Origin of the sequence: Halomarina salina, from assembly GCF_023074835.1 — an archaeon.
In the GTDB taxonomy this organism is placed as follows: Archaea; Halobacteriota; Halobacteria; order Halobacteriales; family Haloarculaceae; genus Halomarina; species Halomarina salina.
Map to the genome: position 1 here is coordinate 506,010 of NZ_JALLGW010000002.1, position 12,512 is coordinate 518,521.

The following is a 12,512-nucleotide window of genomic DNA, read 5'->3' on the forward strand; positions in this document are numbered from 1 at the left end:
ATGTCGCGAGGCGACCCAGCGCGGGTATGAATATCGCCATCGTCGTGACCCACACGCGCGACTGGCGCTCGCTGGCCCCCGCCCGCGAGATGGAGTTGACGCGTCGCCTCGCCGAACGTCAGTCGGCGGCCGGCCACGAGGTGACGGTGTTCTGCACGCAGTTCTGGGACGGCTATGCCTCGACGCTCCGGCGCGACGGCGTCACCTATCGAGCGGTGACCGTCGCGCCGGCGAAGGCGGCGTTCACGGCGCGCCTCCCGGTCCTCGTCGCCGCGGCGCGGCCCGACGTGGTCCACGCCGCGCCGACGCCGGCGAGCGCGGTGGTCGCCGCCAAGCAGGGCGCACGACTCGCCGGAGCGCCGCTCGTCGTCGGCTGGGAGGGCCACGAGGTGCCGTCCGGCCGTCTCGAAGGGCGCGCGGCCAGAGCACCCGACGGCGTGGCCGTCCCGTCGAGCCTGGTCGGCACTCGCGCCCGGAAGGCCGGAACGCCGGAGCGCCGAGTGCGGACGATTCCGCAGGCCATCGACTTCGAGCGCGTCGAGCGCGTCGACCCGGTCGGCTCGTACGACGTGGTGGCCGCGACGCCGCTCGACGAGTACGCGAACCTCGACGCCCTCCTGCTCTCGCTGGCGGAACTCAGACGGCGCGACTGGTCGGCGCTCCTCGTCGACACCGCGACAGAGGGCACCCAGAACAGGAGTACGCCGACCCCCACTCAGGGGCGGTCGCCGGACGACGACGCCGTTCCGGACACGAACGAGGCGAGGAGCGACGGCGGGACGGAGAGTACGGCCGAAGCGGACGGCCAATCGGCCACGGACGACGACGCCGAGCCGTCGCCGCGGGCGGCCGTCGACCGACAGCTCTCGGACCTCCGCATCGCCGACCGGGTGACCGTCGCCGACGGGATGGACCGCGACGAGCGACTCGCGCACTACCGCGGTGCACACGTCTTCGTCCAGACGCGCGCCCGGGAGTGGTTCGCGCGGGAGTTGCTGTGGGCACTCGCCTGTGGCTGCGTCGGCGTCGTGGAGTACCAGGCCGCCTCCAGCGCCCACGAACTGCTGGTCGACCACGACCGGGGGTTCCGCGTCACGACGCCCGAGGAGATAGAGGACGCCATCAGGGAGGCGGGCGAGATGGAGCGCCGGACCGTCGACCCGAAACTGCGACGCTACGACTGGGAGCGAATCGTCGAGGAGTACGTCGAGTTCTACCGGGAGTCGGGCGAGGAGTAGCGCTCCTGCGTCGACCGTGGAGCTACACGCGCGAGAGGAGTTGGCGTCGGTCCCTGCCATCGAGTCCCCGTCGTTCGTCCGTCGTCAGGCCGAAGCGTCCTCGTCGGAGTCCTCGAACCCGAGCGCACGACGGTTCAGCGTCGCCTGCGCCCGCCTGAGGAGCTCCGAGGCGGCCTGGTGGGAGATGTCGGCCTCGGCGGCGAGTTCCTCCAGACCGATGCGTCGCGGGACGTCGAAGTAACCCTGGCGGGTCGCCATCTCCAGCAGGTGGCGCTGTTTCTCCGTCAGGCCGAACGTCCGGTGGTCGTCGTCGGGGCCGCCCGGTTGCTCGTAGATGCGGCTGACCTCGTACCGCAGGTCGTGTTCCTCGCAGAAGTCGCGGAACTCGTCGAGGGAGTCCCGGCCGGGGAACGCGACCCGGAACTGCCACCCCTCGCTGCTCGCCGACAGATGCTCGATGATGCTCGCCTCCTCGACCAGCGCCGGGTAGACGCTCATGGAGGTGCTCTCCGCGGAGAGGACGATCTGGTAGAGTCGGCGCTGACCGGTCTCCGCCGCACAGTCGAACTCCGTGACCGACGGGTCGCCGTCGAGGGCGTCCTCGAACGCGTCGACGTCCGCACCCTCCGCCCAGACGACGACGTGTTGTCCACCGTCGTCGAGTCGGTGTGACTGTTCCCAGACGAGACGCGTCTCGGGGGCAGAGCGGAGCGCCTCCCGGAGAATCGGATGGTCGAGGGTGAATTCGACGAGTATCATCGTGGCGGATTGAGTCGTAAACGTATGCACGACGACCTCCCTTTTAACTGCTGGCCAATCCAGCGAGTGACAGCGTGCCTCGCGGGAACTATCGGTAGACAGTCACGAGGACGGTCGACGGCACCCGACGGCGTGTCGAACCGCGGACGGACCCCGTCACTCGTAGCGAAGTGCGTCGATGGGGTCGGTCCGGGCCGCGTTCCAGGCGGGGTAGAGGCCCGCCCCGACGCCGACGAGGAGACCGACCGCGACGGCGACGACGCCCCACTCCCACGGGACGACGAACGGCAGGTCGACGTACACCGTCCCCGCGTACCCGGCGAGGAGACCGACGACGGTGCCGACGAGCGCGCCCACCAGACCGAGGACGACGGCCTCGGTGAGGAACAGGCCGAGGACGTCCCGGTCGCGCGCGCCGACGGCCTTCATGATGCCGATTTCGCGGGTGCGCTCGGTGACGCTGACGAGCATGATGTTGGCGATGCCGATGGCCCCGACGACGAGCGAGATGACCGCGACGCCCGTGACGAACGCTGTGAGCGTGTCGAGGATCTCTCGGACCTGGTCGAGCAACTGCTCGTTGGTCTGGGCGACGAACTCGACGTTCGGCGGGACGAGCGTGGCGGCGTCCGACTCGTCGGTCAGGTACGCGAGCGTTCTGGCTTGGACCTCCTCGACGTCCTCGGGTCCGTCGGCGATGACGAACACCGCCGGGTAGACGCGTTCGGGGTCGCCGGTGGCGGGACTGGTGATGACGCGCTGGTAGAACGGGTCGGTCGGGACGTAGACGCGCGGCCCCTGGCTGAACCCCTCGAACGGGTCCTGCGCGGTGGACGTGTCGAGCACCCCGGCCACCCGCACGTCGACCTCGGTGCCGTCGGCCAGCGTCAGCGTCACCGCGTCGCCCGCCGAGAGGTCCTCCTCGAACAGGCTGGCGGCGGCCGGGTTGAGGACGACCTCGTTCGTCCCCTGTCTGAAGGTCCGGCCCTCCCGGAAGTCCTCGGCCGTGAAGTACTCGCGGCCGTAGGCGGTCGCCTGCTGGAGGGCGACGGTGTCGTCGCCGTCGCGCACCGCCGCCAGCGGCACCGACCCGCGCGGAACGACCTCGCGGACCCCGTCGAGGCTGCCCAGTTCGCGCACGTCGTGGCTCGTGAACACCGGTTGTGCGCCCGCGCCTGGCGGCCCTTCGGCGTCGGCCGGGCCGGACCAGACGTTGACGTTCGCCGCTCCCTCGCCGCCGATGTCGCCGAGCAATCCGACCTGGAGGCTACCGCCGAGCGTGACGAAGGTGATGACCGCGGCGACGCCGATGACGACGCCGAGCACCGTCAGTCCCGACCGGAGTTTGTGCGCTCTGATGGCACTCATGCTCATCGAGAACGACTCGCCGAGTTGCATCAGGACCGCACCAGCGTCTCGACGTACTCGACCCGGCCGTCGAGCACGTGCACGATGCGGTCGGCGTGTTCGGCCACCGCGCGTTCGTGGGTGACCAGGAGGACGGTGTTGCCCTCCGCGTGGAGGTCGTCGAACAGCGCCATCACGTCGGCGCTGGTCGCGGAGTCGAGGTTCCCGGTCGGTTCGTCCGCGAGGAGGAGTTCGGGGTCGTTCGCCAGTGCGCGGGCGATGGCGACCCGCTGGCGCTGCCCGCCCGAGAGTTCGCTGGGTCGGTGGTCCAGTCGGTCGCCGAGGCCGACGCGCCGGAGGAGGTGGCGGGCGCGCGCCTCCCGGTCGTCGCGGGAGACGCCCGCGAACACCATGGGGAGGGCGACGTTGTCGAGCGCGCTCATCCGGGGCATGAGGTTGAACGTCTGGAAGACGAACCCGACCGCCTCGCCACGCAGGTCGGTGCGTTCGTCCTCCGAGAGCGTACTCACGTCGGTCCCGGCGACGACGACGTCGCCCTCGGTCGGGGTGTCGAGCAGTCCGACGACGTTCATGAGGGTGCTCTTCCCGGACCCGCTCGGTCCCATCACGGCGGTGTAGGAGCCACGGAGGAGGTCGAGCGAGACGTCGTCGAGCGCGAGGATGGGTTCGTTCAGGTCGTACCGCTTCCGAACGTTGCGGAGCGAGACGGCCGACTCGACGGATGTGTTGGAGACGGCAGCCATACCGCTAGCAGGCGAGCAGCCCGCATAACGGTTCGCTCACTACCGATAGTCTGAGATGTCAACGACGAGTGCGGACGAGATCCAGCCGTCGCGGTTTCCCTCCTCGACGAGGAGCGTCCGCCCCGGCGCGGTCGAACACGCGGTCGTCCGAACGTCGTTGTCCGGGGCGGACGCCCCCGCGGTCGAACTCGCGTCGGCCGAGTCGTCACGGTCGGACTGGGGGCGGGTCACAGACGGGTTTAGGATGGCCTAAACTTAAACTGTACGACTCCGCCATCCGTCGGTCGGTCGACACGTCTGAACGGGCACGCTTCCGTGAGCCACGTCCGTCACGGCCCCTCATCGTTCCCGGCGTCGTCCATCGCCCCGTCCAGCGCGTGGGCGGTCCGGACCGCGACGACGTTCTCGGGTACGTCGTGGACGCGAATCACGTCCGCGCCACGGTCGGCGGCGAGCGCCGAGGCCGCGACGGTCCCGGCCGGTGCGTCGCCCCCCTCCTCGCCGACGAGCGAGAACATCGACTTGTGGGAGTGGCCGACGAGCACCGGACAGCCCAGCGCGTGGAACTCGTCGAGTCGGTCCAGCAGTTCGAAGTTCTCGTGGCGGGACTTCCCGAAGCCGAGACCGGGGTCGACGATGATGCGCGACCGGTCGAGGCCCGCCTTCTCCGCGAGCAGGACGCGCTCTCGCACCTGCTCGACGACGTCCTCGACGACGTCGTCGTACTCGACGTCGGTGTCGGGGTCGACCGGCGCGTCGATGGAGTGCATCACGACGGTCGGTGGCCGGTACTCCGCGACCACCTCGCGCATCTCCGGGTCGTCGAGGCCCGTCACGTCGTTGATGATGTCCGCACCGGCGTCGAGGGCAGCGCGGGCGACCTCGGCCTTCCGCGTGTCGACGGAGACGAGCGCGTCGAGGTCGGCCACCGCCTCGACGAGCGGGACGACCCGCCGAATCTCCTCTTCGACCGGCACGGGCTCCGCGCCGGGTCGGGTCGACTCCCCACCGACGTCGAGGATGTCGACCCCCGCCTCGACCATCGCCTCCGCGCGCTCCCGTGCCTCGTCGAGCGCGTCGTACTCGCCGCCGTCGTGGAACGAGTCCGGCGTGACGTTGATGATGCCCATCACCGCCGTCCCCGCCTCCCACGGGTACTCCGGGTCGTCCGTCCGGATACCGAGCGTCTCGCGGAGTCGCTCGCCGACCTGCTGGAGCCCGTAGGGCTGGTCGGCCAGTCGTTCCAGCAGTCGTCGGAACTGCGCGAGCGTCCCCATCAGGACCACGTCGACGGGGTCGTACTCCTGTGCCGACAGCCCGGAGACCGCACACTCGCCGTCCAGCGACAGCATCTCCTGCTTGAGGTAGCGGGCCTGCCGCGGCCGGACGCGCGTCTTGACGACGCGGTGGACGCCCTCGCCTCGCATCCGCCGGACGCCGCCCTCGGTGACGTCGGCCGATTCGAGCGCCGCGCGGGCCTCGTCGAGGCCGGTGACGCGCTTCGGTATCTCCGGGCGCACCCATTCCTCGCGCGCTTCCGCGACGACGTACAGCGACCCGGTGAGGAGCACGGCGTCGCCTGAACCGGCCGCACTCCGGGCGGCGGCCAGCGCGTCGGGGACGTTCCCGCCGACGTGTACCTCGCCCGACCGACCGCTGGCCTCGAACGCACGGGCCAGGACCGCGGGCGACTCCGCGCGCTCGTTGTCCGCGCGGCAGGTGTAGACGTGGTCGGCGCGGGGGAGCGCCGCGGCCATCCCGGCGTGGTCCTTGTCGCTCATCGCGCCGACCACGAGGTGGAGGTCGTCGTAGTCGAACTCCGCGAGCGTCGCGGCGACCGACTCGCAGCTACCTGGATTGTGCGCTCCGTCGAGGACCGTCAACGGGTCGCGGTTCATCACTTCGAACCGGCCGGGCCAGTGCGCGCCCGCGAGGCCGCGCTCGACCGTCGCCTCGTCCAGCGGGACGTCGAGCGCCTCGGCGACCTGCCTCGAGAGCGTTGCGGCGACGCCCGCGTTCGCGGCCTGGTGCGTGCCGAGCTGCGAGAGGCGCGTCTCGACCGACCAGTCCGGCCCGTCGAGCGCGACGCGTCCCGAGAGCCCGTCCCGGCCCTCGTAGCGGGCGCGGACGTCGGCGCTCGCGCCGCCCACGGTGACGACCGCCTCGACCTCGTCGCGGACTGCGGCCAGCGCGTCGCCCGTCGTCGACGTGACCAGCGGCGACGTACCAGCGACCTGCGCCTTGTCGCGGGCGATCTCGGCGACGGTGTCGCCCAGCAGTTCGGTGTGTTCGAGCGTGACGCTCGTGACGGCGCTCGCGAGCGGGTCCACCACGCTCGTGGCGTCGTAGCGCCCGCCGATGCCGACTTCGAGGACCGCCACGTCCACCTCGGCCCGCGCGAACGCCCACAGCGCGAGGACGGTCGTCGACTCGAAGAACGTCGGGCAGTCGCCCTCTGCGGCGGCGTCCAGCACGTGCTCCCGGACGGCGTCGGTGTACTCGCACACCGCCCGCTTCGTCACCTTCCGGCCGTTCACGCGGACGCGTTCGCGGAGGTCGGAGAGATGTGGAGAGGTGAACAGCCCCACGTCGAGCCCCGCCTCGCGCAGCGTGCGCTCGACCATCCGCGCGGTCGAGCCCTTCCCGTTCGACCCGGCTATCTGGACGCAGACGAGGTCGTCCTGTGGGTTCCCGAGAGAGTCGCAGAGCGCGCGCGTCGCGTCGAGGCCCTCACGCGACGGGTACCGGCGCAGGTCGAAGAGGAAGTTCGCGGCCTCGTGGTACTCCATGCCTCCGAGTGTGCACGGTGGCGGTTTTAGCCTATCGAAGTACGGGATTTCCCTGACTGTGTCCCGTCCGTGAACTCGGCCGGGAGCGCGACCAGCCGCGGGAACGGGAGACAGCACACCCCCAGCACCAGCGCGTCGGCGGCGAGCGCCAGCCACCAGGCCACCCCGACGCCGCCGAGGACCGAGGGACCGAGCGCGAACAGCACGCAGGCCAGCAGGAACGCGGGCAACAGCCACCCGTGACGGCGCATCACGACGCCCCACGCCGAGACGATGCGGGCGCTCGTCGCCGCCCACGTCCGGGGAGCCGCGAGGTCGTAGTGCAACGCCCGGTCGTCGGGGTAGGTTCGCATCGCCGCCGCGGCGACGAACAGGTCGACGTGGGCGTACGCGACGACGCCGAGCAGTGCGGCGGCCCACGCCACAACGAGCGGTATCGCGGGTCCCACACCGCCAGCGGTACCGAGCGCCAGCAACCCGACGCTCACGCCGGCCAGCGCGAGGAGCGTGTGCCACCCCTGGCGAGCGACGGTCAGCGCTCCCGCCCGAACGCGCCCGCTCCGGCTGACCCACAGCGTCGCGTAGGGGAGGACGACGAGGCCGACGGCCAGCGCGGGGAGCATGCACGTCGACCGTCGGCGGCCGGGACCAAACCCGCTGCGGCGTGTCCGCGCCGCTGAGCGACGGTTCGGCGAGACTGGCAAGCAACAGCCACACACCGGGACCGCGAGTCGGCCAGAGCGGATGACAGAGTACACGCTCCACGTGCCGTCGATCCGCGGAACGACGAACGACTCGCCGGACATGCCGTACCAGGAGAAGGAGTTCGCGACGGACGATATGGCGGACATCGACGACTACTTCCTGCTGTCGACGTCGGACATCCCGCCAGAGGACTTCGACGACCTCTATCTCCCGGTCGCGCACCTCGACCAGCGCCTCAGCCTCCCGCTGCTTCGCCGGGCGCTCGAAGAGATAGACACCCTGGAGGACCTCGACCCGCAGACGAAGAAGGACACCATCAACATGATTCACGGACTCGGCGAGTGCTTCCCCGACGACGGGTTGCACGGCGGCTACGAGGGCTGAGTAGCGAACCGACCGTTCTCCTGTTGTTCCGGCGTCAGTCGTGCTTAAAACACCTGTTACCGGTGAACGCCATCGCGACGCCGAGTTCGTCGCACGTCTCGATGACGTCGTCGTCGTTGACGCTCCCGCCCGGCTGGACGACGGCCTCGATACCCGCCTCGGCGGCCTCCTCGACCCCGTCAGGGAACGGGAAGAACGCGTCCGAGGCCATCACCGCGCCCTGCGCGTCCTTGCCCTCGGCGTGTTCATCGGCCTTCATCGCGGCGAGGCGGACCGCGTCGACGCGGGAGACCTGCCCCATCCCGACGCCGACCGTCTCCGTGCCGTCGGCGAACACGATGGCGTTGGACTTGACGTGCTTGGCGACCTGCCACGCGAACAGCATCGTCTCGACCTGCTCTTCGCTCGGTTCGCGCTCGGTGACGAACGTCAGGTCCTCACGGGTGAGGCGCTGGTCGTCGCGCTCCTGGACGAGTCGCCCGCCGGTGACGGGCTTGACGGTGAACTCCTCGCGCTCCTCGTCGGGCGTGTCGAGGGAACCACAGTCGAGGACCCGGAGGTTCTCCTTCTCGCGGAGGATGCCCAGTGCATCCTCGGAGTAGCCGGGGGCGACGCACACCTCCTTGAACGAGTCGACGACTCGCTCGGCGGTGGCCGCGTCGCACTCGCGGTTGAGCGCGACGATGCCGCCGAAGGCGCTCATCGGGTCCGTCGAGAGCGCGTCGGCGTAGGCGTCGGCGAGCTTCTCGGCCGTGGCACACCCGGCGGGGTTGGTGTGCTTGATGACGGCGGCGGCGGGCGCGTCGAACTCCTTGACGATGTCCAGCGCCGCGTCGGCGTCGTTGTAGTTGTTGTAGCCCATCCCCTTCGCACCCTCGTTCAACTGGTCGGCGTGGACGACGCTCGCCTCGTCGGTCGGCGTCGCGTACAGCGCGGCGTCCTGATGCGGGTTCTCGCCGTAGCGAAGCGTCTCGGCGCGGTCTGCCGAGGCGAGGTCGCGGACCGGGAAGGTACCGCCCTCGTCGCCCTCGACGGTCACGCTGCCATCCTCCGCGACGGTAACGCTGTCCTCGGCGAACCAGCGGACGGCGCGGGGGTACGCCCGGAACTCGCCCTCGGAGAGCACCCTGTGCTTCAGGTCGTCGGCGTCGTCGCCCTCGTAGACGGGCACCGGTTCCTGCGTGACGATGGGGCCGCCGTCCACCTCGCCCTCGACGACCTCGCCGTCCTCGTCGACGGCGTCCGTGACGACGTGGACGGTACAGCCGGTCACCCGAGCGCCTGCGTCGAGTGCGTCGCCCCACGCGTCCGTCCCGGGGAACGACGGCAGGAGGGAGGGGTGGACGTTCAGCGTCGTCGGCGCGGCGTCGAGGAACGTCTCGCTCAGGACGCGCATGTAGCCGTCGAGGCAGACGAGGTCGAACTCGTAGCCGTCGAGGGCGTCGAGGACGCGGCGCTCGTGGTCGCGGCGGTCCTCGCCCTCGCGGAGCGGGACCGTCTCGGTGGGAATCCCGCGTTCTGCGGCCGCGTCCAGCACCGGCGCGTCTTCGTCGGTGGCGACGATTACTGCTAGCTCCGCGCCGCCCGGCGCACGGTCGGCGATGTTCAGGAGGTTGCGCCCTCGGTTGCCCGCCATCCCGGCGATGTGCATGTGCGAGACGCGCCGGGCGAACGGGAAAGCGGTGTCGGTTCTTCCACACGGACGTGGCTGTCGGCGCGTTCGACAGCCTCGTTTGATGCACGAACGTGCATCGAATCGGTGGTGCGAGCGACCACCCTTCGATACGCTTTTTCAGGCACCGTCCCCACCTCCGGCCATGCGAACCCCACTCGACGCAGTCTCACCCCTCGACGGCCGGTACGCGTCGTACACGGAGCCGCTGGTCCCCTACGCCAGCGAGGCGGGCCTGATGCGCGCCCGCGTCCACGTCGAGGTGGAGTACCTCCTCGCGCTCGCGGACCTCGACGCCACGCCGCTGTCGATTCCCGACGGCGAGCGCGAGGCGCTGCGCGACCTGTACCGTGAGTTCGACGAGGAGGACGCCAGCTTCGTCAAGCGAATCGAGACGGAGGGTACGGAGGAGTTCCCGGCGACCAACCACGACGTGAAGGCCATCGAGTACTTCGTCCGGGACTCGTTCCCCGAGTACGCCCCCTGGATACACTTCGGCCTCACCAGCGAGGACGTCAACAACCTCGCCCACCGACTACTCGTCCGCGATGCCGTGAGCGAGGTGCTGGTCCCCCAGTTACGGACCGTCCGGGACGAACTCGCCGACCTGGCCCGCGAGCACCGGGACGTCCCGATGCTCGCCCGGACCCACGGCCAGCCGGCGACGCCGACGACGTTCGGCAAGGAGATGGCCGTCTACGCGGCCCGGCTCGGGCAGGCGCTCGGTACCATCGAGCGCATCGACCTCGCCGGGAAGCTGGCGGGCGCGTCGGGGACCTACGCCGCCCACCGCGCCGCCTACCCGGACGTGGACTGGCGGTCGTTCTCGGCGTCGTTCGTCGAGTCGCTCGGCTTCGAGCACGTCTCGCTGACGACGCAGGTCAACCCGTGTGACGACCTCGCGGCGCTGTTCGACGCGTTCCGCCGGGCGAACGACGTGCTGCTGGACCTCGACCGGGACGTCTGGCTCTACGTCAGCCAGCGCTACCTCGGGCAGGAGGCCGCCGCGGGCGAGACGGGCAGTTCGACGATGCCCCACAAGGTCAACCCCATCGACTTCGAGAACAGCGAGGGCAACCTCTCGAAGGCCAACTCGGACCTCGCGTTCCTCGCGGACTACGTCACCACCTCGCGCCTCCAGCGCGACCTCTCGGACTCGACGGTCAAGCGCACCATCGGCGGCACGCTCGCCCACTGCCTCCTCGCGTACCAGAAGACCGAGAACGGACTGGCGAAGGTCGTCCCGAACGAGACGGTGATGCGCGAGGACCTGGAGGCGAACCCCGCTGTCGTCGGGGAGGCCGTCCAGACCATCCTCCGCCGAGAGGGTCACGCCGACGCCTACGAGCGCGTCAAAGAGGCGACGCGCGGCCGCGAGGTCACCCTCGACAACTTCCACGACATGTACGAGGACCTCGACGTGAGCGACGACGTGCGCGAAGAGCTGCTCGCGCTCACCCCCGCCACCTACACCGGGTTCGCGTCGGACCTCGTGGGCGAACTGGACCAAACGGACTGAACCGCGAACGAGAACGTCTGCGACACACCCCGACGAGGCGTTTTTCCCGCTCGACCGCGCATCTTCAGGTGTCATGTTCACAGACCGCACGGACGGTGGCGAGCGACTCGGCCGACTGCTCCTCGACCGTGGCGTCGACGCCGACGTCGTCCTCGCCATCCCGCGCGGTGGGCTTCCGGTCGGTCGGGCCGTCTCGGACGCGCTCTCCCTCCCGCTGGACGTGGTCGTCGCGCGGAAACTCGGCGCGCCGGGCAACCCGGAACTCGCCGTCGGCGCGGTGGGCGCGGAGGGGGCGCTGTGGCTGAACGAGGACCTGCTCGACCACATCGGCGTCACCGACGGCTACCTCGAACGCGAGCGGGAGCGCCAGACGTCGGTCGTCCGGGAGAAACTCGACCGCTACCGGGCGGGGCGGCCGCCGCTGGACCTCGACGGGAAGACGGTGCTCGTCGTCGACGACGGTCTCGCCACGGGCGCGACGGCCATCGCGTGCGTCCGGACGGTCCGCGCGGCGGGAGCGGACCGGGTCGTCGTCGCCGTCCCCGTCGCACCGCCCGAGACGGTCGACCGACTCCGGTCCGTCGCCGACGAGGTGGTCGCCGTCGAGACGCCGGGTCGGTTCGGCGCGGTCGGGGCGTTCTACCGCTCGTTCGCGCAGGTGAGCGACGACGAGGCTCGGGGGTACCTTGACACGTAAACCTACTGAACACTTTTGTAGTCGTGCGTGAATTGTCGAACGCAATGTCCTCCAGCAACCGACCGGGCGACGGCGACGGCTGTCCGAAGTGCGGTCACACCGAGGTCGACATCGGCGAGATATCGACGACCGGCAGCGGCCTCAGCAAGATGTTCGACATCCAGACGAACCGGTTCAACGTGGTCACCTGTACCGGCTGTGGCTACTCCGAACTGTACCGCGACGTGGGCTCCTCGGGGAGCGACATCGTCGACGTGTTCTTCGGGTAGCCGATGGCGAGCGACTACGGCCGCCGGAACCGCTCGACGCCGCTCGGCATCTACCTCGTCGGTGGCCTCGCCATCCTCGGCGGGGTAGAGGGAATCCTCGGCGGTCTCGGTCAGATAGGAAGCATCGTCGGTATCCCGTTCGGGGTCGTCAGCATCGTGCTCGGCGTGGCGGGGGTGCTCGTCGGACTCGGCCTCCTGACGCGGAGTCGGACGGCGTACACCGTCGCACTGCTCGTCTTCGGCCTCCGGGCGCTGGCGGCGCTCGTCACGTTCGACGTCGTCGGCCTGCTGATCGCGGTGGTCGTCGTCGGCTACCTGCTGTCGAAGTCGGCGTACTTCCACTGAGAGTCCATTTTTCGGCCAGAGCGA

At 70.1% G+C, this 12,512-nt stretch carries 13 protein-coding genes; 6 read left to right on the forward strand and 7 right to left on the reverse strand.

Annotated features, from left to right (window positions below):
• The first annotated feature begins 26 nt into the window (after positions 1-26).
• Positions 27-1,238, forward strand: coding sequence for a glycosyltransferase (locus MX571_RS18420; protein ID WP_247419546.1), 1,212 nt, complete (start codon positions 27-29; stop codon positions 1,236-1,238).
• An 84-nt stretch (positions 1,239-1,322) separates the two neighbouring features.
• Here MX571_RS18420 and MX571_RS18425 read toward each other — a convergent pair whose 3' ends face one another.
• From MX571_RS18425 to MX571_RS18450, 6 genes are all read right to left on the reverse strand, one after another.
• Complete coding sequence (locus MX571_RS18425; RefSeq protein ID WP_247419572.1) at positions 1,323-1,997, reverse strand: helix-turn-helix domain-containing protein; 675 nt, start codon at positions 1,995-1,997, stop codon at positions 1,323-1,325.
• Positions 1,998-2,153: 156 nt separating this feature from the next.
• Complete coding sequence (locus MX571_RS18430) at positions 2,154-3,395, reverse strand: ABC transporter permease (protein ID WP_247419575.1); 1,242 nt, start codon at positions 3,393-3,395, stop codon at positions 2,154-2,156.
• The gene (locus MX571_RS18435; protein WP_247419577.1) at positions 3,395-4,108 is read right to left on the reverse strand and encodes an ABC transporter ATP-binding protein; all 714 of its coding nucleotides are present in this window, start codon (positions 4,106-4,108) and stop codon (positions 3,395-3,397) included. Before MX571_RS18435 ends, MX571_RS18430 begins: the two co-directional genes overlap by 1 nt.
• A gap of 39 nt (positions 4,109-4,147) precedes the next feature.
• The gene (locus MX571_RS18440) at positions 4,148-4,339 is read right to left on the reverse strand and encodes a hypothetical protein (protein ID WP_247419580.1); all 192 of its coding nucleotides are present in this window, start codon (positions 4,337-4,339) and stop codon (positions 4,148-4,150) included.
• A gap of 98 nt (positions 4,340-4,437) precedes the next feature.
• Positions 4,438-6,897, reverse strand: coding sequence for a dihydropteroate synthase (gene folP, locus MX571_RS18445; protein WP_247419583.1), 2,460 nt, complete (start codon positions 6,895-6,897; stop codon positions 4,438-4,440).
• Between the two features lie 26 nt (positions 6,898-6,923).
• Entirely contained in the window at positions 6,924-7,520 is a 597-nt protein-coding gene (locus MX571_RS18450) for a hypothetical protein (protein ID WP_247419586.1), read from the reverse strand.
• Between the two features lie 121 nt (positions 7,521-7,641).
• On the opposite strand from MX571_RS18450, the gene MX571_RS18455 reads away from it, so the two are divergent.
• The gene (locus MX571_RS18455) at positions 7,642-7,986 is read left to right on the forward strand and encodes a hypothetical protein (protein ID WP_247419590.1); all 345 of its coding nucleotides are present in this window, start codon (positions 7,642-7,644) and stop codon (positions 7,984-7,986) included.
• A gap of 34 nt (positions 7,987-8,020) precedes the next feature.
• On the opposite strand, the gene purH is transcribed toward MX571_RS18455, so the two are convergent.
• A complete protein-coding gene (gene purH / locus MX571_RS18460; RefSeq protein WP_247419595.1) occupies positions 8,021-9,637 on the reverse strand; it encodes a bifunctional phosphoribosylaminoimidazolecarboxamide formyltransferase/IMP cyclohydrolase in 1,617 nt (538 codons plus the stop codon).
• Between the two features lie 166 nt (positions 9,638-9,803).
• On the opposite strand from purH, the gene purB reads away from it, so the two are divergent.
• From purB to MX571_RS18480, 4 genes are all read left to right on the forward strand, one after another.
• Positions 9,804-11,177, forward strand: coding sequence for an adenylosuccinate lyase (purB, locus tag MX571_RS18465; protein ID WP_247419598.1), 1,374 nt, complete (start codon positions 9,804-9,806; stop codon positions 11,175-11,177).
• 73 nt (positions 11,178-11,250) lie between these two features.
• Positions 11,251-11,874 carry a phosphoribosyltransferase gene (locus MX571_RS18470; protein ID WP_247419602.1) on the forward strand — a complete coding sequence of 208 codons (624 nt, stop codon included), beginning with the start codon at positions 11,251-11,253 and terminating at the stop codon, positions 11,872-11,874.
• 44 nt (positions 11,875-11,918) lie between these two features.
• A complete protein-coding gene (locus MX571_RS18475; protein WP_247419606.1) occupies positions 11,919-12,143 on the forward strand; it encodes a zinc ribbon domain-containing protein in 225 nt (74 codons plus the stop codon).
• A 3-nt stretch (positions 12,144-12,146) separates the two neighbouring features.
• A complete protein-coding gene (locus MX571_RS18480) occupies positions 12,147-12,488 on the forward strand; it encodes a hypothetical protein (protein WP_247419608.1) in 342 nt (113 codons plus the stop codon).
• Positions 12,489-12,512: the final 24 nt, after the last annotated feature.

Bases quoted from the DNA above. Each gene is read 5' to 3' on its own strand.
- purB (WP_247419598.1), top strand. From the start codon at position 9,804: ATGCGAACCCCACTCGACGCAGTCTCACCCCTCGACGGCCGGTACGCG.
- purH (WP_247419595.1), bottom strand. From the start codon at position 9,637: ATGCACATCGCCGGGATGGCGGGCAACCGAGGGCGCAACCTCCTGAAC.
- MX571_RS18475 (WP_247419606.1), top strand. From the start codon at position 11,919: ATGTCCTCCAGCAACCGACCGGGCGACGGCGACGGCTGTCCGAAGTGC.
- MX571_RS18435 (WP_247419577.1), bottom strand. From the start codon at position 4,108: ATGGCTGCCGTCTCCAACACATCCGTCGAGTCGGCCGTCTCGCTCCGC.
- MX571_RS18455 (WP_247419590.1), top strand. From the start codon at position 7,642: ATGACAGAGTACACGCTCCACGTGCCGTCGATCCGCGGAACGACGAAC.
- MX571_RS18425 (WP_247419572.1), bottom strand. From the start codon at position 1,997: ATGATACTCGTCGAATTCACCCTCGACCATCCGATTCTCCGGGAGGCG.
- MX571_RS18470 (WP_247419602.1), top strand. From the start codon at position 11,251: ATGTTCACAGACCGCACGGACGGTGGCGAGCGACTCGGCCGACTGCTC.
- folP (WP_247419583.1), bottom strand. From the start codon at position 6,897: ATGGAGTACCACGAGGCCGCGAACTTCCTCTTCGACCTGCGCCGGTAC.
- MX571_RS18420 (WP_247419546.1), top strand. From the start codon at position 27: ATGAATATCGCCATCGTCGTGACCCACACGCGCGACTGGCGCTCGCTG.
- MX571_RS18430 (WP_247419575.1), bottom strand. From the start codon at position 3,395: ATGCAACTCGGCGAGTCGTTCTCGATGAGCATGAGTGCCATCAGAGCG.
- MX571_RS18480 (WP_247419608.1), top strand. From the start codon at position 12,147: ATGGCGAGCGACTACGGCCGCCGGAACCGCTCGACGCCGCTCGGCATC.
- MX571_RS18450 (WP_247419586.1), bottom strand. From the start codon at position 7,520: ATGCTCCCCGCGCTGGCCGTCGGCCTCGTCGTCCTCCCCTACGCGACG.